This is a genomic window from Glutamicibacter sp. BW80, assembly GCF_002332385.1.
Taxonomy (GTDB): Bacteria; Actinomycetota; Actinomycetes; order Actinomycetales; family Micrococcaceae; genus Glutamicibacter.
The window spans coordinates 195,244-216,268 of sequence record NZ_NRGV01000050.1 but is presented as its reverse complement, the minus strand read 5'-3'; the positions used below and the strand labels follow the sequence as shown (position 1 = coordinate 216,268).

The 21,025-nt window shown below is 59.9% G+C and carries 16 protein-coding genes; 7 read left to right on the top strand and 9 right to left on the bottom strand.

The features are described from left to right. Nucleotides 1-4: 4 nt before the first annotated feature. Genes deoC through CIK76_RS14260 form a run of 3 tightly spaced genes read right to left on the bottom strand, consistent with a single transcriptional unit; the run spans nucleotide 5 to nucleotide 3,316 of the window. Nucleotides 5-691, bottom strand: a complete 687-nt coding sequence (gene deoC / locus CIK76_RS14270) for a deoxyribose-phosphate aldolase (RefSeq protein WP_096287569.1) — start codon at nucleotides 689-691, stop codon at nucleotides 5-7. Nucleotides 692-747: 56 nt separating this feature from the next. Beyond that, the gene (locus tag CIK76_RS14265; RefSeq protein WP_096287567.1) at nucleotides 748-2,478 is read right to left on the bottom strand and encodes a phospho-sugar mutase; all 1,731 of its coding nucleotides are present in this window, start codon (nucleotides 2,476-2,478) and stop codon (nucleotides 748-750) included. A gap of 37 nt (nucleotides 2,479-2,515) precedes the next feature. Further along, nucleotides 2,516-3,316, bottom strand: coding sequence for a purine-nucleoside phosphorylase (locus tag CIK76_RS14260; protein ID WP_096287565.1), 801 nt, complete (start codon nucleotides 3,314-3,316; stop codon nucleotides 2,516-2,518). 123 nt (nucleotides 3,317-3,439) lie between these two features. On the opposite strand from CIK76_RS14260, the gene CIK76_RS14255 reads away from it, so the two are divergent. The 3 genes from CIK76_RS14255 to CIK76_RS14245 all read left to right on the top strand — a co-directional run bounded on the left by CIK76_RS14255 (nucleotide 3,440) and on the right by CIK76_RS14245 (nucleotide 7,545). Beyond that, on the top strand, nucleotides 3,440-4,843 hold the full coding sequence (locus CIK76_RS14255; protein ID WP_255248486.1) for an NAD(P)H-quinone dehydrogenase: 1,404 nt from the start codon (nucleotides 3,440-3,442) through the stop codon (nucleotides 4,841-4,843). A gap of 377 nt (nucleotides 4,844-5,220) precedes the next feature. Beyond that, a complete protein-coding gene (locus tag CIK76_RS14250) occupies nucleotides 5,221-6,609 on the top strand; it encodes an MFS transporter (RefSeq protein WP_096287561.1) in 1,389 nt (462 codons plus the stop codon). Between the two features lie 183 nt (nucleotides 6,610-6,792). Further along, nucleotides 6,793-7,545, top strand: a complete 753-nt coding sequence (locus tag CIK76_RS14245) for an SDR family oxidoreductase (protein WP_096287559.1) — start codon at nucleotides 6,793-6,795, stop codon at nucleotides 7,543-7,545. A 75-nt stretch (nucleotides 7,546-7,620) separates the two neighbouring features. Here the strand turns inward: CIK76_RS14245 and CIK76_RS14240 are convergent, their stop codons facing one another. The 6 genes from CIK76_RS14240 to CIK76_RS14215 form a co-directional block, all read right to left on the bottom strand. Next, nucleotides 7,621-10,815 (bottom strand): type I restriction endonuclease subunit R, encoded by a 3,195-nt coding sequence (locus CIK76_RS14240; RefSeq protein WP_217990403.1) that lies wholly within the window; start codon nucleotides 10,813-10,815, stop codon nucleotides 7,621-7,623. A gap of 22 nt (nucleotides 10,816-10,837) precedes the next feature. Then, a complete protein-coding gene (locus CIK76_RS14235) occupies nucleotides 10,838-11,944 on the bottom strand; it encodes a PDDEXK nuclease domain-containing protein (protein ID WP_255248485.1) in 1,107 nt (368 codons plus the stop codon). A gap of 126 nt (nucleotides 11,945-12,070) precedes the next feature. Next, a complete protein-coding gene (locus CIK76_RS14230; RefSeq protein WP_217990398.1) occupies nucleotides 12,071-13,600 on the bottom strand; it encodes a DUF4041 domain-containing protein in 1,530 nt (509 codons plus the stop codon). 77 nt (nucleotides 13,601-13,677) lie between these two features. Then, nucleotides 13,678-14,850: a restriction endonuclease subunit S gene (locus tag CIK76_RS14225; protein WP_176484226.1), complete on the bottom strand. Its 1,173-nt coding sequence runs from the start codon at nucleotides 14,848-14,850 to the stop codon at nucleotides 13,678-13,680. After that, nucleotides 14,847-16,463 carry a class I SAM-dependent DNA methyltransferase gene (locus CIK76_RS14220; protein ID WP_217990397.1) on the bottom strand — a complete coding sequence of 539 codons (1,617 nt, stop codon included), beginning with the start codon at nucleotides 16,461-16,463 and terminating at the stop codon, nucleotides 14,847-14,849. The genes CIK76_RS14225 and CIK76_RS14220 overlap by 4 nt, the downstream gene beginning before the upstream one ends. Beyond that, complete coding sequence (locus CIK76_RS14215) at nucleotides 16,450-18,489, bottom strand: hypothetical protein (RefSeq protein ID WP_096287553.1); 2,040 nt, start codon at nucleotides 18,487-18,489, stop codon at nucleotides 16,450-16,452. Before CIK76_RS14215 ends, CIK76_RS14220 begins: the two co-directional genes overlap by 14 nt. Nucleotides 18,490-18,721: 232 nt before the next feature. On the opposite strand from CIK76_RS14215, the gene CIK76_RS14210 reads away from it, so the two are divergent. Genes CIK76_RS14210 through CIK76_RS14195 form a run of 4 tightly spaced genes read left to right on the top strand, consistent with a single transcriptional unit; the run spans nucleotide 18,722 to nucleotide 20,962 of the window. Continuing rightward, the gene (locus tag CIK76_RS14210; protein ID WP_096287551.1) at nucleotides 18,722-19,192 is read left to right on the top strand and encodes a hypothetical protein; all 471 of its coding nucleotides are present in this window, start codon (nucleotides 18,722-18,724) and stop codon (nucleotides 19,190-19,192) included. 2 nt (nucleotides 19,193-19,194) lie between these two features. Next, on the top strand, nucleotides 19,195-19,842 hold the full coding sequence (locus tag CIK76_RS14205; RefSeq protein WP_096287549.1) for a DUF3552 domain-containing protein: 648 nt from the start codon (nucleotides 19,195-19,197) through the stop codon (nucleotides 19,840-19,842). 52 nt (nucleotides 19,843-19,894) lie between these two features. After that, the gene (locus CIK76_RS14200) at nucleotides 19,895-20,671 is read left to right on the top strand and encodes a TM2 domain-containing protein (RefSeq protein WP_255248484.1); all 777 of its coding nucleotides are present in this window, start codon (nucleotides 19,895-19,897) and stop codon (nucleotides 20,669-20,671) included. 12 nt (nucleotides 20,672-20,683) lie between these two features. Continuing rightward, nucleotides 20,684-20,962, top strand: a complete 279-nt coding sequence (locus CIK76_RS14195; protein ID WP_096287545.1) for a hypothetical protein — start codon at nucleotides 20,684-20,686, stop codon at nucleotides 20,960-20,962. Nucleotides 20,963-21,025: the final 63 nt, after the last annotated feature.

Genomic DNA, 21,025 nt, shown 5'->3' with positions numbered 1-21,025 from the left:
TGCCTTAGTAGCTGGACCCGCTTTGCTCTCCCTCTAGGATAGCAACTCCGGAGCTGGAACCGAGACGTGTTGCGCCGGCGGCAATCATGGCCCGGGCGGTTTCCACGCTGCGCACACCGCCCGAAGCCTTGACCCCCAGACCAGGGCCGACGGTCTTGCGCATCAAGGCGACATCTTCCACGGTGGCGCCGCCGGTGGAGAACCCGGTGGAAGTCTTCACGAAATCGGCGCCCGCGGCCTTGGCTGCCTCGCAGGCCAGAACCTTGGCCTCCTCGGTAAGCAGGCAGGTTTCGATAATGACCTTCAAGATCGCGCCACCTTCGTGGGCTGCCTGGGCAATGGCGAAGATCTCGTTAACCAGCGCGTCGCCATCACCACGCAGCGCCGCAGCCACGTCGATCACCATGTCGATCTCGTTGGCGCCGTCGGCTACCGCGGTGCGGGTTTCAAAGACCTTGGTATCGGTGGTGGAAGTGCCCAGCGGGAAGCCAATCACCGAACAGGTTAAGACGTTGGAGCCGGAGAGCTCGCGGGAGACCGTGGACACCCACAGCGGGTTCACGCAGACGGACTTGAACTCATACTTCTTGGCTTCCTCGCAGATCGTCACGATCTGTTCGCGTGAAGCGTTCGGTGCCAGCAGGGTGTGGTCGATAAAGCCGGCAATGTCGCGGGCGCTCAGTTCACTCATCTTGATCCTCTGTTCGTTCTCTTACCTAGTTTTTGAGCAGGTCCTGCACGAACAATTTATTCGTTCAGGAACGCTTCGAGTTCGCGCTTTAGGGCCAGACACTGTTCGGTGGCACGCGCCCGTGCGGCAGGCACGCCGGCCAAGTCATCTGCGTGCTCCACGGTTTCGAGGTAGCACTTGAGCTTGGGTTCGGTGCCCGAGGGGCGGACTATGACGCGCGCCCCGGTAAAGGTGTGCAGCACCATTGCGTTGGTTGCCGGCAGCTTTTCGGTGCCGCGGGACAGGTCGGTGACCTCGGTGACCGCCGCTCCGGCGAGTTCCGCCGGGGCGCTGGTGCGGATCTTGTCCATCAGCACCGGGATCTGCGACAGGTCGGTGAAGCGCAGGGAAAGCTGGTCGGTGACGTGCACGCCGTGTTGGGCCGCCAGCTCGTCCAGGCGCCCCTGGATGCTGCTGCCGCCGGCCTTGAGCTCCGCCGCCAGGTCTGCGAGCACCAGCGCCGCGGACATTCCGTCCTTGTCGCGCACGAGCCCCGGAGCCACGCAGTAGCCCAGTGCTTCTTCGTAGCCGAAGCCGAGGTTCTCCACCCGCGAGATCCACTTGAAACCGGTGAGGGTCTCCTCGTGTTCGCGCCCGCTGTCCTTGGCAATTGCGGCGAGCATGCGCGAGGAGACGATTGAATTCGCCAGCTTCTGTTCCGCCGGGAGGGTGCGCGAAAGCTGGTCTCCGAGCAGCCAGCCCACTTCGTCGCCGCGCAGCATGCGCCACGCGGTGCCGTCATGGATGGCACCGGCACAGCGATCCGCGTCGGGGTCATTGGCGATGACCAGATCTGCGCCGAGTTTGCGCGCCAGGGCCAGGGACAAATCGATGGCCCCGGGCTCTTCGGGATTGGGGAATTTCACCGTCGGGAAATCCGGATCGGGGTGCTCCTGCTCGGGGACCATATGCACATCGGTGAATCCCGCGTTGCGCAAGGCTTGGCGCATGGTGTGACCGCCGACGCCGTGCATGGCGCTGACCACCACCTTCAGCTGCTTGCGGTGCAGCGCGCGGGCTTCATCCGCCGGATCAATCACCTTGCCGATCGAATCCAGGTAGGCCGCCTCGATGTCTCCGTCCTGGCCGGAGCCTGGAAGCACCGTCCACCCGGAGGCCTGACGCTCAATCTGCGCCACCGGCTGGTTCGGATCGATGAGCTCCGCGATCTGCTCATCGATGGGGGAGACGATCTGCGCGCCGCGGCCCACCTCGTCGGCCACCCTGCCGCCGACATACACCTTATAGCCGTTATCTCGGGGCGGGTTGTGGCTCGCGGTGACCATGACTCCGGCCTCCGCGGAGAAGGTGCGCACCGCCCAGGCGAGCACCGGGGTCGGCAGTGCCGAAGGCATGAGCAGGACCTCGAAGCCGGCGGCGGTGAAGACCGCCGCCGAATCCACGGCGAACACCTCCGAGTTGTAGCGCGCGTCGAAACCGATCACGACCTTGGGCGCATAGGCGCCTGCGGCCCGTTCGCTGAGGAACCGGGCGATCCCGGCGGCGGTGCGCAGGACCACGACCCGGTTCATCCGCATGGGGCCGGCGCCGAGCTCGGCACGCAACCCGGCGGTTCCGAATTCGAGCACGCCGGAAAAGCGCTCGGCAAGATCCTCCATGGCGATTGCATCCCCGGATTCGACCCGGGAGATCAGCTGCTGGAGTTCTTCGGCGGTAGCCGCATCCGGATCCTGCGCCGCCCAATGGGCCGCCCGCGCGAGGAGCTGGATTTTCTCGGTGTGGTTCATCGTTTTCCTAGCCTCGAAAAGTGAAGTTGATTCTCGCCTAGAGCCGGGCGATGATCTGCGCCAGGAGCTTCGAGATCCGCGGGCCGGCAGCCTGGCCGGCCTCGATCACCTCTTCGTGGCTCAATGGAACCGGGCTGATGCCGGCGGCCAGGTTGGTCACCAGCGAGATGCCGAAGATTTCCATTCCCGCATGGCGGGCGGCGATGGCTTCCAGCGCGGTGGACATGCCCACCAGATCGGCGCCGATGGTTTTGGCGTACCGCACCTCGGCCGGGGTCTCGTAGTGCGGGCCGGTGAACTGGGCGTACACGCCTTCGTCCAGGGTCGGGTCGACCTCGCGGGCCACCTCGCGCAGGCGCGAGGAGTAGAGGTCGGTCAGGTCCACGAAGGTGGCGCCTTCCAACGGGGAGGCGGCGGTGAGGTTCAGATGATCCGAGATCAGCACCGGGGTACCCGGAGTCCATGCCGGATTCAGCCCGCCGCAGCCATTGGTCAGCACCACTTGGGTGCAGCCGGCAGCGGCAGCGGTGCGGATCGGGTGCACTACCGAACGGACGCCGCGCCCCTCGTAATAGTGGGTGCGCGCGCCAAGGACCAGCACGCGCTTGCCGGTTTCGGTCAGGATCGAGGAAATGCTGCCGCGGTGGCCGGGTACGGCCGGGGCATGGAACCCGGGGATGTTGGCGGCATCCAGGGTGTGGGTGGTCTCGCCGATCAGCTCGGCGGCCTGGCCCCAACCGGAGCCTAGGACCAGAGCGATGTCGTGCTTTTCGACGTTCGTCTGCTCGGCAATTACCTGGGCGGCCTGTGCCGCCAACGCCTGTGGGTCGTTTTGCATATCATTCACGTGAAATACGCTACCGGTAGGTAGCCCCTTTGTCAGGTGGCAACGGTGGCAACGGGGCGAAATTCACTCGATCGTGATGTGCGCAAATCCGGTGCATGGTGAACAATGGGAAAGGTGAGCGCAGATCGTAGGAATAAAGCAACCCGTTTAGTAATCCTTGGTGGCGGACCAGGTGGCTATGAAGCTGCCATGGGAGCCGCCCAGCTAGGTGCCAATGTCACCGTTGTAGAGCGTGCCGGGATGGGTGGTTCGGCGGTCCTCACGGATGTCGTGCCGTCCAAAACCCTCATCGCTACCGCTGACGCGGTACGCCGGGTGCAGCATGCGGAAACCTTCGGTGTCAACATCGAGGGCATCAACGATGCGCAGACCGACTTCTCGGTGGTCAACCACCGTTTGCTGGCCTTGGCCAAGGAACAGTCCGGAGATATCCGCACCGGCCTGGAGCGTGCCGGGGTGCGTATCGTGATCGGCGACGGCCGCCTGGTGGACCGCAAGACGGTGGCGGTAAGCCACCCGGACGGCTCGGAGCAGTCGATCGAAGCCGACGCCATCTTGCTTGCCGTCGGCGCCCATCCGCGCGAACTTCCTACCGCCAAGCCAGATGGCGAGCGCATCTTCAATTGGACCCAGATTTATAATATGAACGAGGTGCCAGAGCACCTGATCGTTGTTGGCTCCGGTGTCACCGGTGCGGAGTTCGCATCGGCCTACAATCTGCTCGGCGCCAAGGTGACCTTGGTCTCCTCGCGTGACCGTGTGCTTCCCGGCGAGGACGCGGATGCCGCGGCCGTGCTCGAGGACGCCTTCAAGGAAAACGGCGTCAACGTCGTTTCCCAAGCACGCGCCGAAGGCGTGGAGCGCAAGGGGGACAAGGTGTTTGTCACCTTGGCCGATGGCCGAGTGCTCGAAGGCAGCCATTGCCTGGTAGCCGTCGGCGGGATCCCGAACACCGAAGGCCTCGGCCTGGAGGAAGCCGGCGTTCAGCTCAGCGATTCGGGCCACATTAAGGTGGACGGTGTCTCGCGCACTACCGTCACCAACGTCTACGCCGCTGGCGACTGCACCGGTGTCTTCGCCCTGGCTTCGGTGGCCGCGATGCAGGGCCGCATTGCCGTTGCCCACCTGCTCGGCGACTCGGTGAAGCCGATCGATCTGAATCTGGTCTCCTCGAACGTCTTCACCTCCCCGGAAATCGCTACCGTCGGCGTCTCGCAGCGTGCGGTCGCCGAGGGCAAGTACCAGGCGAACATCATCAAGATTGACCTGAATACCAACGCTCGCGCAAAAATGATGAACGTCGAGCAGGGCTTCGTGAAGATCGTTGCGCGCAAGGGCTCGGGCACCGTTATCGGTGGCGTTGTCGTCGCGCCGCGGGCCAGTGAATTGATCTTCTCCCTGGCGCTTGCGGTGCAGAACAGCCTGCACGTGGATGATGTAGCCGAGACCTTCTCGGTCTACCCATCGCTCTCCGGTTCTTTGGCCGAAGCCGCCCGCCGCTTGCACCGTCATATCTAGGTCTCTTGCCGCATAAGCCGGGCGTTCCTGAGCAGCAATCGGGAATGCCCGGCTTTTTCGCGCTGTCAGGGCCGGTGGAAGCCAGCGCCAGGTGGTGCGCACGGCCACTGCCGCAAATTGGCGCAGAAGTATATTTTCGTGGGGCACTTCATAGTCCGCTCGTCTTTTGATATAGGGCATGCGCTGCGTTCAATTGCCGCGTCTCACTATTCGGGAGCACATTTCGCGCAAGTCAGGGGCGAATACTGGGCCAGGTGGGTGTTGAATAAAAAATGTGTCCAAATATTGGACACAAATATCCACATACTGGTCGTTTCGGCTTACCATTATGAAGTCATAAACGAGCCTTTTCTCGCACTTCAGAAGGAGCCGCCGCCATGTCGCAGGCTAACCAGACAGTAGCGCCAAAGGAAAACACCCGTGGGCGCGTGCTGTTCGCCAGCATGATTGGCACCACGGTCGAGTTCTTCGACTTCTATGCCTACGCCACCGCGTCGGTATTGGTTTTCCCAACGCTGTTCTTCCCCAACGCCACGGCGATCAACGCCATCCTGTCCTCTTTCGCCATTTTTGGTGTCGCATTCATCGCGCGCCCGCTCGGTTCGATCGTCTTCGGCCACTACGGTGACAAGCTGGGACGCAAGGGAACTCTGGTTGCCTCGTTGCTGCTGATGGGTATCGCGACCTTCCTGATGGGCTTCCTGCCCGCCGCACAGGGCCACTGGACGGTACTTGCGCCCACGGCGCTGGTGATCCTGCGCTTCGCTCAGGGCCTGGCCTTGGGCGGCGAATGGTCCGGTGCCGCATTGCTTGCCACCGAAAACGCTCCGAAGAACAAGCGCGCCATCTACGGAACTTTCCCGCAGCTCGGCGCACCGGTTGGCTTCATCCTGGCCAACCTGATGTTCGTGGTCCTGCAGACCACGCTGACCGCAGAGCAGTTCTTGGCCTGGGGCTGGCGCGTTCCGTTCTACTTCTCCGCGGTGATGGTCATCATCGGCCTCTGGGTGCGTCTGAAGCTCGTGGAATCGTTGTCCTTCCAGAAGGTGCTCAACGAGAAGAAGGTGGTGAAGTCCCCATTCTCGGTGACCATGAAGAACCACTGGCGACCAACCTTGGCCGGTACCTTCATCATGCTTGCCACCTATGTGCTCTTCTACCTGATGACCTCGTTCACGCTGACCTACGGCACCACCGCGGCAACGATTGAACAAGGGCAGGCTGCTGCCGAGGCCGCAGGAAAGACCTTTAGCGCCGAAGGGTTCGTTCCGGGACTGGGCATCGAACGCCCAACCTTCTTGACCATGCTCATCATCGGCGTCGTCTTCTTCGGTATCTTCACCGTGGTCTCCGGGCCGCTGGCCGAGAAGTTCGGCCGCCGCAAGTTCCTGATCTGGGTGACCAGCGGAATCTTGGTCTTCGGCTTGGCCTGGACCCTGTTCTTCGGTCCGGGGCAGGGCGCGGCGATGGCCGGTCTGGTCATCGGTTTCACGCTCATGGGCCTGACCTTCGGTCCGATGGCTTCGTTCCTGCCCGAGCTGTTCCCTTCAAACGTGCGCTACACCGGTTCGGCAGTTGCCTACAACATGTCTTCGGTGATCGGTGCGGCTCCGGCTTCGTTCGTGGCCATCGCACTGTGGAGCGCAGGCAAGGGCAACACGATGGGCGTCGGAATCTACCTGGCCATCGCCGCGGTGCTGACGCTCTTTGCGCTCTTCCTGACCCGTGAGACGAAGGACGTGGACATGGAGGAATTTGTCGAGTAATCTCGGTCCCCGAATGTTTTCGAAGGTGCGCAGGGAATTCCGCCAGGAATTTCTCTGCGCACCTTCTTTTGCTTTTTGCGGATCAAAACCGCTGAGCTTGTCGTAGAGTCGGGTTGGAAAGAGACGAGCTAGTGCTCATGGTGAGCTTGCTGACGTGGCAGGCATCCGAGATAGGGAACGCCCATGAAGATTGCTATTGCAGGTGGAACCGGAACTATCGGCCGTCACGTGGTGGCCGCAGTTGAAATGGCCGGTCACCAGCCGCTGATCCTGACCCGGAAAACGGGCATGGACCTGCTGACCGGCCGCGGCCTGGCCCAAGCCATGGCAGGGGTGGGCGCGGTTATCGACGTCACGGGCACCGCAAGCATGCGCACCAGCACCGCGGTGGACTTCTTTACGAAGGTCACCGAAAACCTGCTGGCCGCCGGCCGCGCGGTGGGCAGCGCCAATCACGTGGCCCTGTCGATCATTGGCGCGTTGGCGGTGGATGCCCAGTATTATGCGGGCAAGGCAGCCCAGGAGCGTTTGCTGATGGCGCAGCCCGGCGGATATACCCTGCTGCGCACCTCCCAGTTCCACGAGTTCGCCGGTCAAATGCAAGGCCGTTTGGGCCTCGGCCCAGCGCAATTCGCTCCGGCCATGCGTTCGCAGCCGATCGCGGCGGCCGAAGTCGCCGCCGAATTGGTGAAGCTTGCGGTGGCCCAGCCGCAAGGCGTGGTGGCAGATCTCGCCGGGCCGCGCGAAGAGCGGATGGCGGATCTGGTCCGGGCCTATCTCAAACACGCCACCGGAAGGGCAAAGCGCGTGATGGAAATACCCATTCCCGGGCCTATGGGGCGTGCCATGCGCGATGGCACATTGCTGCCCGGAGCCGGCGCGCGGCTGGGCTCCCAGACCTTTGCCGACTGGCTGCAGGAACAGCAAAGGCAGTAAGAGCCCGATTGCGGTTTCGCGGAGCCGGCAGCAGCCGGGAAAGCAGGAGCAACGCAGGAAGGCCAGGATGAGGCATCAGTGCACCCTAGCGGCGGCGTTCTCGCGCAGGGCCATGGTTTCCATCTGCTCGATCACGAGCTTGATGGCCTCGGGCTGCTGGTCTGGCGGGTAGCCGTTGATCACCAGCAGTCGTTTGACTTGGGAGCGCAATTTGGCGCGTACATCTTCGCGTACGGTCCAGTCGGTTTTGGCATCCCTTTTCATCATGGCGACGAGCTGTCGGGCGATCTCGGCAAGAATTCCCGGACCTTGCAGATCGACCGCGGACTCGTTCTGGCTGATGGCATCGTAGAACGCCAGTTCCTTGTAGTCCAACGGCGGCTCGAAGCGTTCGCCACGACTGGCCTCATCGGTGATTTCGTCGGCCATCTCCAGCAGCTCGGCGATGATTTCCGCGCTGGTGAGTTGCTGGTTGGTGTATTTGCGCATCAGTTCGGTGATGCGCTGCGAAAAGGCGCGCTGCCGAATCATGTTGTGCGCGGTGACCTTGATGGATTCCTCTGCTACCAATTTACGCAGGGCCTCGATGGCCAGATGCTGGTTCTTGGCCTTCTTCGCCTTCGCAACAAACTCCGGGGTGAGCTGGCCCAAGCTGGGCTTGGGCATTCCGGCGGCTTCGTAGATGTCCAAGACCTCACCGGTGGCATCGGTGGACCGGGCAATGAGGTTCCCCAGCAGCGTCTGGATCTCGCTTGGAATCGGGCGCCCGTTGGCGCGGCGCTCCTGCGCATCGAATTTCGCCATCCAGACACGTACTTCCTCGAAGAACTGCACATCTGCGCGCAGCTCATCCACCGCGCCGGAGGCGGAGCACAGCGACCAGGCGCGCGCCAAGGCCGAAGAGGCGACGCGATAGGTAGCCGCGAGGCTGGCTTCTCCTTCGGCCGGCTGATTGCCTGGAGTCAGCGGATCGCGCAGGTAGTTCACCGTGCTGTGCACCGCGCCGAGCCAGGAACGGGCCGAAGGCCCGCTGCGCAGCAACCGCCAGTCGATACCGGCCAGCATCTTTTCGATCTGGGCGATCAGCTGCTTGGTGAGGACCGCCAGTTCCTCGACGTTGCGGCCCACGGGTTTGCGCTTCTGGTCAGTGGAGGAGTATTCCTGCAAGGCCGCCGCCAGATTATCGGCCAACGGGGCAAACGCCACCAGCAACCCGTCTTGCTTGCCGCGGAAGGTGCGGTTCACGCGGGCCAGGGTCTGCATGAGCAGGGCGCCCTTGAGCGGGCGGTCCAGGTACAGGGTATGCAAGGCCGGGGCATCGAAGCCGGTGAGCATCATGTCCTTGACTATGACCAATTCCAGTTCGTCCTCGGGGTTCTTCACCCGGGCCTTGACAATATTGTTCAGCGAGTCGCGGCGGACATGCGTGGACACCGGTGGCACATCCGTGGCATCCCCGGAATAGACCACCTTGATCTTGCCGGCGGTCAACTCATCGCTATGCCAGTCCGGGCGAAGCCTGACGACCGCGGCGTAGAGGTTCGCGCAGATTTCCCGGGTTCCGCCAACGATCATGGCCTTGCCGTAGGTGGGTTTTCCCTCCGGTTCGGCGATGAACCCGGACATGGTTGCCCGACGCTCCTCCCAGTGATCCACGATTTCCTTGGCGAGCATCTCGATGCGCTCCGGGGCTCCGTAGACCGCATTGACCACGGCCACCGATTGCTCGATCTTGACTCGTTCGGTGTCGTCCAGACCGACGGTGGCCTCATCAGCCGCATTGTCGATGTCCTCTTCGCTCAATTCTTCCGAGCGCTGCACCTTGATCAGCCGCGGCTCGAAGTACACCGGAACGGTAGCCCCGTCGTCCACTGCCCGGGACAGGTCGTAGACGTCGATGTAGTCGCCGAACACGTCGCGGGTGTTGCGGTCTTCGAAGGAAATCGGGGTGCCGGTGAAGGCAATGAGCGTGGCACCGGGCAGCGCATCGCGCAGGTGGCGGGCATAGCCATCCAGATCGTCGTAGTGGCTGCGGTGGGCCTCATCCACCATGACGATGATGTTCTTGCGGTCCGACAGCAATGGATGGCTTTGTCCGGTTTCGCGTTCGCGCTTGGTCTTGCCGAATTTCTGCAAGGTGGTGAAATAGATGCCGCCAGTCACCCGGTTGGACAGTTCAGCGCGCAGGTCGCTGCGCCGTTGGATCTGCATGGGAGTGTCCGGGAGCAGCAGCGAGCGCTCGAACCCGGCGAAGAGCTGGCCGTCCAATTCGTTTCGGTCGGTGATCACCACGATGGTCGGATTCTTCAGTTGGGCGTGCCGCATCACCCGGTTGGCGTAGAGCTCCATTTCCATGGACTTGCCCGAGCCCTGGGTATGCCAGACCACCCCGGCCTTGCCGGTGGACTTCACCGCTGTAATGGTCGAGCCCACCGCCTTCGCCACGGCAAAGTACTGGTGCGGCTTGGCGATGCGCTTTTGCAGCTCCTCGCCGCCGTCGAAGGCGGTGTACCAGAAGAGCAGCTGGAGGAAGCGGGACGGATTGTAAAGCCCGGACAGGGCGGTTTCCAGAGGCAGCGGCGCTTCACCGCTAAGGTCATGGCCGGTTTCCACCGGCACCCCGTCATCATCGACCTTCCATGGCGAAAAATGGTTCAGCGGGGTAAATGGGGTGCCGTACCGTGCATCCAGTCCGTCGGAGGCGAGCGTGAACACGCAGAAGCGGAAAGCCAACGGGAATTCACGCAGGTAGGTTTGCAGCTGGGCGTGGGCCGTGGCCACGGTGGCGGAGACCGCACCGGCCTTCTTCAGCTCAATGATGCTCACGGGCATGCCATTGCAGAAGAGCACTACGTCGAAACGGCGTTCGTACTCGCCCTGCACGAGGCGGACCTGGTTGACGGCCAACCACTCGTTGTCTGATTCTTCCATGCCCATCAGGCGCAGGGTCGGGTTATGTTCGGTGCCGTCCGTATCGTAATAGGACAACCGGTAACCTTCGGTGAACATCCGGTGGACCCGGTAGTTCTCCGCAATGGCATCTTGGGATTTGGGAGCGATGATTTCAGCTAAGGCTTGCTGCAGATACTGGTCGGGCACCCCCGGATTCAACCGACGCAAGGCGGCAAGCAGGTGCGGCTTGATCAGCAGTTCGTCCCAGGAGTCGCGCTCTCCGGTGCCAGGGGCAATGTCCTTGCCGTGCTTGGGCTCCCAGCCTTCTTCGCCGAGCCGTTCGAGAGTGATACCTTCCCAGACATCCTCGTTGTTCATCGAATTCATGAGGGATCCTTTCCTAGGACTGCTGATCTAGCTGATGGGCATCTTCGAGTTCGGATTCGAGCTCTTCGATGGTTGGAAGTCCTGTGGCGAGCTCCGCCGGCAGGGAGTCCTTGATTTCGGTGGCCCACTCGGCGACTCCGATGGGGGATTTGAACCCACGCAACGCGTATTCGGCCACGACTTCGTTCTTCGTCTTGCACAAGAGGAGTCCGATGGTGGGATCATCGTCTGGCTGCGCGAGAAGGTCGTCTACCGCGCTCATGTACATTCCCAGTTGCCCGAGGTGACCCGGTTCGAATTTCGTGACTTTCAATTCGATGACGACGAAGCGGCGGAGCTTGAAATTGTAGAAAAGCAGGTCCGGGAAGAACTCGTCTCCGGCGATATCCAGCCTCATTTGCCGGCCGACAAAGGCGAATCCACGGCCAAGTTCGAGCAGGAAATGCTCGACTTGCTTGATGAGCTGGTTCTCGAGGTCCCGCTCGTCGCGTTGGTTGCCGAGTGACAGAAAATCAAAGATGTATGGGTCTTTGATGGACTCTTGGGCCAGAGTGGCAGCCGATTCGGGAAGCCTGTCGTGGAAATTGGTTACTGCTTTACCGGAACGTTCATGCAGGTGCGTCTCGATCTCGTGGACGAGGGAGTTACGGGACCAGCCCTCTTCGATAGCTCGCGATGCATACCAGAGCCGAGCCTCGGAATTATCAAGCTTCTCTAGCAAAGCGATGTGGTGGTACCAAGGTAATGTTGCAAGCGGCGCTTGCAACATTACTGAGCCCGGCCATGCCTCGGCTAACGATTTCATGTACCGGAGATTTCGCGGAGAGAACCCTCGCGCATCAGGAAACCGTTCCTTCAGGTCAGAAGATAGGCGCGTCACTACACGTGCGCCCCAGCCTTCCTCGGTTTCCCGGGCGAGGAGCTCGGTGCCAATTCCCCAGTAGGTGTGGATTAGGCCCTGATTTACCGCGGAAATAGTACGAGCTTGACCAGTCTCGATACGCGTGGAGACAGCCGTCAGGAGGTCGCCGTACCACTGTGGAACGGAGGATCGTGCTGGGGCATTTGAAAACTCTGCCGAGGACGAACCTTCATCAGCGTTGTTGCCTGAGATAGCCACGGATCTGACTCTCTTTCCAAACGTTTAGTGTTTCTCTAACGAGATAGGGAGTTTCGTCAAGGGAAGTTGAGTGTTGTCTTGGACCCAGTGAAATTTTGCAACTTGTCTTGCAAAAATTCACGGTACCTACTCGTTGGTGATTTTTGGCGAACTCATTCGGAATTCCTCAGCTTTCGCCACCGTCTCGTAGGTCACGACCTCCACGTTGTGCTCGTGCAGTGCTCTCAACACTTCATCGGGAGTCGCATAGAAGAACTCCTTGCGGCCGTTGACCTTGTTGAGCCGGCGGTCGGCGAAGTGTCGATGCAGCATTGTCTCGACGCCAACAGCGTCTTCAGTGAAGAACATGGCGTGCACATCGAAACGGAACGGTACCGAGGCATCGCCGAGTTCTCGCACACGGTCCATGGGATCCTGCCGACGGGTCATGCCGATCTTCACCACGCCCTCGCCGAAGGCCCCGAGATTAGAAATGACATACACATGGCCCAAGCGGAAGTTGGCCTCGTACTCTTCGACACGATGCTGCTCCTCGGACAACTCGTCGAGCTTGCTCTGGATGCGTTCGGCACCCTCCGAATCACCTTGTTCGACCAGCTGGCGATAAGTTTCTTCGTAGCGGGCTTTTTCCCGATCCAACTGTTCTTTCTTCCGGGCGAGTTCTGCTTCGGCTTTCTTTTGTTCGCGCAACTCCTCGCGGCGGGCTCGCTCTTCTTCCTTCTCTGCCGCAACAGCTTGAAGGTGGAGAGTGGCCAGCTGCAGTTCCTGCAGCCGCAAAGAGTGGTATTTGTTGTTGATGTGCAGGTCAATAAGAACCGTGTTGCGCTCGATCATCTCCCGCGCCTTATCGAGACGTTTGGTCGCCGTCTCCAGGTTGCCAGCGCGTACTGCCTTGACACAGTTCTCAGCCTCGGCGTTGTAGGCGCGCAGCATCACTGTGGACATCTGCTTGACGAACTTCTGGCCCTCCTTGGCAGAGTTGTTGAAGGTGAACCCGCTGGATGCGCGAATTGCTTGCTTCTCGCGAGCCAACCGCTTCACTTCAGTACGTACTGCTTCAAGTTCGTTCTTGAGCTTGGCAGATGACTCCGCTGGGTGCTCATAGTCGTAGAGCCCAGTATTCTGGATTGCTGCTGTAGCACGGACGTTGATCAGCTGAGCATTAGTCGATTCGGCGTCCTGCTGAATCGCTAACAGAGCGTGTTCATTCCGGGCAACATCTTGTTCAAGCCTGGCCTTGGAGCGTGCTAGTTCAACGATGTCTTCGAGATTGTGCCGGGCAATGATGTCGCGTAGTTCGGTGTTTTGTTGAGCTAGATCTTCGGCGACTTTCTTGGCGCCCCAACGCTTCACCTTCTGTGGCGGAGCTTGGTCTTTAAAACTTGGTGCGGGGGAGACCTCGACCGTTGAGGAGGATAATGGGGGATCTACAAACTCGCCATCAATCGTCTGGTGCTTTTGTTCGTGCTGCTTCCGGTCCTTATTGAGGCTGACAGCCAAGAAGATGGTGAACGCAATGACAGCTACGGTGATGAAGGGGCCAATGACTGGAATTAGTCCCAGAATGAGCCCAACGACAATGAGTACGACAGACGTGCAACCGATTGCTCCCGCTGAAAGCGGTTCATCCTGGCCCGTAACTTTGATATTCCCCACGATTATCGACTTTCTGGCTTGAGTGATGGTGGTGGCGGGACCGGATGACTGACCACGCCGATCCCACGGATAGATGCTTAGATCGCGTCGCTGACGAGGTTTTCGGCGTCCTTGACGCGCAGCGTACCGGACATGAGATGCGGGAGAAGTGAGTCGCGCAGGCTAGAGAGCGTTTCACTGTTTTCGCGCTGTGTGTGAACCAGTTGCCGTAACGGCATGGCTTTTGCCTCGAACTCTTCACGCCAAGATGCCTCGGCCCACGGGATTGGCGCGCTCAGGAAACGATCGGCTCTTACAGCAGGGTAAGCACTACCCTCAGCTACATTTTCTAGGTATGAGGTGAATTCGGGGCGCTTGGTCGCCTCATAGACGTATGCAATGCAATGCTTCGGTGGGCGAAGGACAGCCAGTCCTGTAGAAGCTACGAGAGTCTGATCATCCGACAAGTTGAGAGAGTGCGAGCGTCTATTTGGCCTCACAGTTGACCAGATTGTGTCGCCATGGATAAGGCCACGTCGAGCACGGCTTGGTGCTTCGCCCCATGGGATGGTTTCGCTCGGGGCGTGCATACCAATTCCGACCGAAGCAATGTCAATGTACTTGATTGTCTTTCCATCTTCGGGCGTGCGACGGTCTGGATTAACCTGAGCGATCTCGCCTAAACTTACTTCCTTTGCGCCTCCGGTTGTTTGTGAGAACAGTGAAGCAAGATACTTGTCTGTAGCCGAGGCTAGTTTCGAGTTGGCCGCGATCTTGTCGTCGAGCGCTCCAAGAACTTCAGCGATGGCTTGCTGATTATGAAGAGTGGGTACGCAGAATTCGTAATTGCCGAGTGTTGTCTTATTGACAATTGGAGTAGCGGATCCCGACGCCTCCAATTTTAGCCGAGCGCTCCAGTTGCTAGTCATGTAGTACAGGAAGTTGGCATCGCAAATTGATGGTTTGGCAAGCAACGAGTTGATTTGTTGATTCGTGCAGGATTCTTCGGTCGCTTGAGTCACTTTACCGATAGTTGCCCCAATGCAAGTTAAGTTTGTGGCGCCCTCGGGGACAAGGCGTTTGATGAGCTTAGCTCGGCCTGCAGGCGATAAGTACCGTGAGGCTGTGACGTTGCGTAACCCATCGACCTGATCGGACGGTGTAATGAAGGGGATGGTATTTCCCCATGAATCCGGTTCCGACGCCTTCGGTGTTGAACCGGTGATGATCGACGCGAGCTCTTTTAGCTTGTAGTTCTTGAACTCAATCACAGGACCCTCCCCAATCGATCGCGTACAATGGCACTCAACCGCTCTGACTCCTCGAATTGCTCGAAGAGCTCCTTCTCCAGCCGTTCCAACTTTTCTTCGATCGGTTCACCGTCGCCTTCGACGTCAGCTGCACCGACAAAGCGTCCTGGTGTTAGGGCGTATCCCGCGTCCTTGATTTCTTGAGTTGAAGCTGAATAGCAGAATCCCGGAACGTCGTCGTAGGTGCCTTCGGCTGATTCCTTGCCACGCCACGTATGGAAGGTATTGGCGATCGTTGAAATATCCTCATCGCTGAGAGATCGCTCGGCGCGGTCAACCATGTGTCCCATATTGCGGGCATCGATGAACAGCGTTTGCCCCGAGCGGTCAATGGAACCGCCTGCACTGGCCGTTTTGTCCTTTGCGAAGAACCAGATGCAAACGGGGATGCCGGTGGAGCGGAAGAGCTGGGTCGGCAGGGCCACCATGCAGGAGACCACATCGTTCTCCACCAGCTTGGCGCGGATGTCTCCCTCGCCACCGGAATTCGAGGACATGGAGCCGTTGGCCATGACAACGCCGGCGGATCCGCCGGGAGCCAGTTTGGACAGGATGTGCTGGATCCACGCATAGTTGGCGTTGCCGGTGGGCGGAACACCGTAGGTCCAGCGGGGGTCTTCCTCGTTCCTCGCCCAGTCCTTGATATTGAATGGTGGATTGGCCATGATGTAGTCGGCCTTCATCTCCGGGTGGAGATCGCGGCCGAAGGTGTCGCCCCAGCGGGGGCCCAAATTGGCATTTAGGCCGTGAATGGCCAGGTTCATCTTGGCCATTCGCCAGGTACGCTCATTGAGCTCCTGGCCATAGACCGAGATCGCAGTGCGATCCTCATTATGGGATTCAAGGAATTTCTCGGTCTGGACGAACATGCCGCCCGAACCGCACGCAGGGTCGTAGACGCGGCCGCTCTGGGGTTCAAGCACTTCAACCAGGACTCGCACCACGCCTGCTGGTGTGTAGAATTCGCCACCGCGCTTGCCCTCAGCACGAGCGAACTTCTCCAGGAAGTATTCATAGACTTCGCCGAGCAGATCGCGGGCACGCGTTGACCCTTCACCAGTGAACCGCGCACTGTTAAACATGTCGATCAGTTCACCCAAGCGGCGTTGGTCTACGCTGTCGCGGTTGAAAATGCGCGGTAGGGTGCCCGCCAGCGTTGGGTTGGCCGTCATCAATTCATCCATGGCGGTATCAACAAGCTCACCGATGTTCTTCGGAGCATTTCCGTCAACCGCGGACAGGCCCTTGGCATTCACAGCCAGGTGGGACCAGCGCGCTGCATCCGGAACAAAGAATGCGCCATGTCCGGTGTACTCGTCCGGATCATCGATCAGCAGGGCGATCTGGGCCTCCGCCAGGCCGCTGTCCGTCAATTCGGCGCGGATCTGTTGACGCCGCTCCTCGAAGGCATCCGAGACGTATTTCAGGAAGACCAGACCAAGGATGACGTCCTTGTACTGCGAGGCATCCATGGATCCGCGAAGCTTATCCGCAGCTTTCCACAAGGTGTCTTTGAGTTCCTTCATAGTTGAAGGAAGCGCGGCTTGAGCCGCTGAATTATTACGGGGTGGCATTGCTGCCTTCCTTTCGCTGGGTCCTGCGATCAATCATGTCAATTTTTTGGTCAATAACCATATTGGTTAATGAGTTTTCAAGCGCGTTAATCGTTTCTATTCTTTTTTGCGCGATCTTTTGCTCATTTTTCAGAAACTCCAAAGCTCGAACCAGCAGGTCTTTTTTGTCTTCGGGACAGATCCGGATATGCGTTCTCGGCCATTGCTTCAGCTGCTGGCGGTTAAGCGCTTCGACTATGAGGTCAGGGATCAGCCCACTGGAATTGTCCGCGGTAATTCGCAATGCCTTTGCCGGGAAACGCACCACTCGTGAGCCTGCGCGATCTACGACCGCGCGGACTTCGCCGGTTGTGCTGAAGACAATGTCGCCGGGTTCGGTCAGTTGGCTGTTCCCATATCCGTTAGCCAATGCGAAATGGGAAATAGCTGCATCCGTTTTGGCACTGGGTAGCAAGTGTGCCTCCCAGATGCCGATGCCAGAACGTACTGAGTCGTCGACATCACCTGGAGCAAATCTGGTGCCCGGAAGATGCTTCAAAGCACCGGACTCAAGCAGCTCACCGATGGTTGGTTCATGTCCGCGCTTGAAGTCCAGCCGAGTTTCCAACGCAGAAAATTCGAAAGGAAACTCGGGGCGGGCTTCGTTGGTTTCCTGCACTACTTCGGCAAGAGCCTCCAGCTCGGCGACGGCACGGGCCGACGTTGCGTAGTCGGTGTAGATCTCCCGCTCCATGCGTGGTGCGGGAATCAGCCCTGTGGAGGCAGCGACCACCGTGGGAAGCGGCATCCAGCGTGAGTGGATTACGGCCACTGGTCTCTTGCTGGTCATATTCCGTAGACCAAACGCCAGCTGCGCGCCAAAATCCGCATTGAGCAACTGCGTCAACGTCCGTAGGCTCAGATCCGAGACGAGCATGCGTGCCGGACTCTCTCCGGTGCTTGGCAGTTCCGGCCCAAGAATCCACAAGGCCATGCGCTGCCGTGGCCTCGCGGCCCTTACGCCAGATGGGAGGGAAGCGATCACGTGAACACGCCGACTGCGCAGGATCGTTGAGCGGATCGAGTCCAGCTCCTTGTCCTCCAGCGGTTCGCTGAGAATCGATGCTGGTCCAACGATCAGTGCTCTGTCCTGGCGGTCGAGGCTGAGGGCAAGCTCATCGATTTGGGAAAGCAAGGCACTTGCCGGGGCATCCGGGGCCTCGGGGGACGGCAGTTGGGCCAGATAGGTTGCCTGTCCGTCCGTATGGACTGAGTCCAAGATGACATTGTCCTTACCGACGGCAACGGCTACCACTCGACGCATGGCCATTCGCGCCAGTGCCGACCGCGCGGCCGTGTCCGATTGCTGCAAGCCAACGGTGAGCGATTCTGTTTCCGGGAGTCGAGCCAGTGTGCTGAGCAGCAGGTCGCTTCCGCCGCGGGTGGCCTCAACTATCGCGCCTTGACCGCGCAGGGCCAAGGCCACGTCGGCGAGGAATGAGAGCGCGTCTTCACTGAGAGCCGTTTGGGATCGCTCCTTCAGGTCATCGGTATTCCGCGCCGAATAGATGGCTTCCAAAGCGTGAGCCGCCGTATATGCGGCGTCAGCGCACATGTCCGCCTTCTTTGCCAGATGCTGCAGGTTCCGTGATTCATGGATTTCCTTGAAAAGGAACTCATCATCCGGATCTTCTTCGTCGGCCAGGTCCACGAGGTCATCGACTGCGTAGGTGCCCAAAGGCTCTCCGACCAGGGTCCTCAAGGCCAACAGCGCGGTCAATGGCTCGATGTCCTGCGGATCAATCTGGATATTTATTCCAGCGTCGGTCCGGACATGTGGGTTGTTCCCTTTGCCAGTCTCTTCCAGCCACGACACCACGTCATGCGAGAAGAAATAGCGCTGTTCGCCGCGAACTACGGCAGGTTCTGGAAATGGTGTGGAGCCGGCGGCATGCCGCTTGATCCACATATTCACGACGGGACGCCTGACCTGAGCCAGGCTCGCAATATCGGACATGCTCATGAGGTCACCGTGTTGATTTTCCATGAACACCTCCTGGAATTGTGGCGCCGATTGTTCCTTTCTCCATCATGTCAGAGTTCCAAGCATTATTCTCATTTTCTTTGATAACCCCCATTATCAGTTTATTTAATGACTCAGAGTGAATGTTCTCCGTAGCGTGGACTCGTCAGCACAAGCTGGCATCCAGTTGGGCCGGGCCAAGTTTGGGGACGCGGTCCGGCCCAACAGATCTCATCACTTTCCAGGAGGTAGCGACATGTCGGAGACAGCCGACCAACCGCCAACTGAAACCAGCGAATTGGAGCAAGCAACGCGCTTGCCGCGACGGTGGATGCTCCCGGCAGCAATTGGGGGAGTTGCCGGTTGCCTCATCGGTGCGCTGGCGGTTGCCGGCATGTCGAACCCTGGACTGTTTGCCGGCGGGCCCGATTTTGCCCAGGTTGCCGACGAATGCGAAGTTTCCGCGGAAGGCTTTCTCGTGCTGGATGACGGCGAGGCGCTGCAGCTGGACAGCAAAGGCAGTGACGTCTGGGATTCCGGAACGGAGGACTTCGCGCAGATTGCCTGCGTGCTGGCCGGGCTGGAGGTCCCCGGATCGGTGATCAGCAAGATCGACAGCACCCGGGCGCTGGATGGCCGCCAAGACGACAGCTGGGACGGCGTGGCAATTTCCTGGTCCTACCACCCCGACTCCGGGGTGGACATTCTTCTAGAAAAGGAGCGGTAACCATGAATTCCACCGAGCAATCCTCCACAGCTGATTCTTCGCACGTCAACCGAAAGCGCCGCGGATGGTTCAAACCTTTGCTGGCGCTCGTGGTCCTGCTGGGAACGCTGGCCGTCGGTTTCCTTGTCGGAACCGACAGCATGGATCCGACCCAGAGCGAGGAATACGCCGCTCTGGGGGCCGAGAAGTCCGTCGTGGAAGGCGAACGGGATGCCTTCGAGGAGGCGCGCGACGAGGTGCGGCAAGAACTCGACGAGTACCGGGACGAAACCGAAACCCGGGAAGCCGAGCTGGCTGAGCGCAGCGACGAGCTGGATTCCAGATCCAAGGGGCTCGACGAGCGCAAGGAGGAGCTGGATGAAATCGACGTTGCGCTGGCCGAACGCGAGAAAGCCGTCGGCAAGGCCGAGGACGAGAAAGAAGCCAATACCGTCAGCAACGGCGTGTGGACCATTGGCGTGGATATCAAGGCCGGAACCTACAGGTCTGACGCGCCAGTCTCCAGCGACTGCTATTGGGCAGTGCTCAAAACAGGGACCAATGGGGACATCATCGACAATGACATCCCGGGCGGCGGACGTCCTTCGGTCACCGTGGGCAAAGGCCAAGACCTCGAGCTGAGCCGTTGCGGTACCTGGACCAAGCAATAACTGATCATCACTACCTATGACGCAGCTTCTAGCTGCGAGATTGAGGAATATCATGTCCAACCATATTCAGCAGGCTTATGGGGCTCCGGGTTATCCCGGTGACCAAGCGCCAGCAAAATCATTTGTCGCCACCTGGCTCTTGTCCTTGTTCTTCGGGTTCCTCGGAGTGGACCGGTTCTATCTCGGCAAGATCGGTACCGGAGTGCTGAAGCTCTTGACCTTTGGTGGTCTGGGAGTGTGGGTGCTGATCGACTGGATCATCATCCTGACCGGCTCAATGCGCGACAAGTCCGGCAGGTTGCTGGACGGCTACGCTAAGCACCGGCTCGTTGCGTGGATTGTCACCGCCGCGTTGCTGGTGGTGGGGATGGTGTCGGGCGGTAGCAGTGCCGCAATGCTTGCCAAGACGGCCGCAGACGTGCCGGCGGTGTCGCAGCAGGCAGATCCCAGCTCCGCGGCAGCAGCCCCGGCTGAAACAGAAGAAGAAGCCGAAGACCCGGTCGGCGAAGCCGTCGAAGAGGCTGCAACCTGGCAAGAAGTGGTCACGATGGAAGGCGGAACCGACAAATCCAGCTCCACCTTCGAGCTGACTGGCGCGGAAGCCCGCATGACGTACTCGTTCGCCGGCGGCGAGGATTTCGCCATCGGTGCCATCTACGTCTTGGAAGAAGGGATCGTGCTGCTCGAAGACGGAGGTCTTCCCGAGGTCATGCTTGATGGCCCTGCAGAGGATGAAACTGCCCTCCATAAGAGCGCGGGCACTTACTACCTGGACGTCAATGCGGCGAACTTCAGCGGGTGGACCGTCACCATCGAAGAGCTGCGGTAGGGCCGGGGGACAATGAAATATCTGCTGTCCAAAAAGGCGGAAGTCCTTGTATCTGCTATGTTCCTCACCGGTTGCCTGGCCATTGCCGCCTCCAACATTCTGGACAACATTGACGAAGCCACACGCGGGGCGGAGCCCAACTACCTGATCACCGGAGTCTGGGTACTGGTCGCATTAGTGCAGATAGTGCTCTTCTTCATGCACTTGAGCGCCTTGCGCACCTACAAGCGGTACGTTGCACAAACCGGAAAAGCGCAGGAAGCCAAAGCCGGACCGGAGAACCTGGAGTAGCCACCTCCAAGATTCCGGCAGGGAAGGGCCGGGGCAGAAAGCAAAAGCCGGGCTTGTTTGACC

Excerpts from the sequence above, each read along its gene's own strand:
- CIK76_RS14260 (WP_096287565.1), bottom strand. The coding sequence starts at position 3,316 with ATGCAAAACGACCCACAGGCGTTGGCGGCACAGGCCGCCCAGGTAATT.
- CIK76_RS14210 (WP_096287551.1), top strand. The coding sequence starts at position 18,722 with ATGTCGGAGACAGCCGACCAACCGCCAACTGAAACCAGCGAATTGGAG.
- deoC (WP_096287569.1), bottom strand. The coding sequence starts at position 691 with ATGAGTGAACTGAGCGCCCGCGACATTGCCGGCTTTATCGACCACACC.
- CIK76_RS14265 (WP_096287567.1), bottom strand. The coding sequence starts at position 2,478 with ATGAACCACACCGAGAAAATCCAGCTCCTCGCGCGGGCGGCCCATTGG.
- CIK76_RS14220 (WP_217990397.1), bottom strand. The coding sequence starts at position 16,463 with ATGCCACCCCGTAATAATTCAGCGGCTCAAGCCGCGCTTCCTTCAACT.
- CIK76_RS14205 (WP_096287549.1), top strand. The coding sequence starts at position 19,195 with ATGAATTCCACCGAGCAATCCTCCACAGCTGATTCTTCGCACGTCAAC.
- CIK76_RS14240 (WP_217990403.1), bottom strand. The coding sequence starts at position 10,815 with ATGAACAACGAGGATGTCTGGGAAGGTATCACTCTCGAACGGCTCGGC.
- CIK76_RS14215 (WP_096287553.1), bottom strand. The coding sequence starts at position 18,489 with ATGGAAAATCAACACGGTGACCTCATGAGCATGTCCGATATTGCGAGC.
- CIK76_RS14245 (WP_096287559.1), top strand. The coding sequence starts at position 6,793 with ATGAAGATTGCTATTGCAGGTGGAACCGGAACTATCGGCCGTCACGTG.
- CIK76_RS14195 (WP_096287545.1), top strand. The coding sequence starts at position 20,684 with ATGAAATATCTGCTGTCCAAAAAGGCGGAAGTCCTTGTATCTGCTATG.
- CIK76_RS14200 (WP_255248484.1), top strand. The coding sequence starts at position 19,895 with ATGTCCAACCATATTCAGCAGGCTTATGGGGCTCCGGGTTATCCCGGT.
- CIK76_RS14250 (WP_096287561.1), top strand. The coding sequence starts at position 5,221 with ATGTCGCAGGCTAACCAGACAGTAGCGCCAAAGGAAAACACCCGTGGG.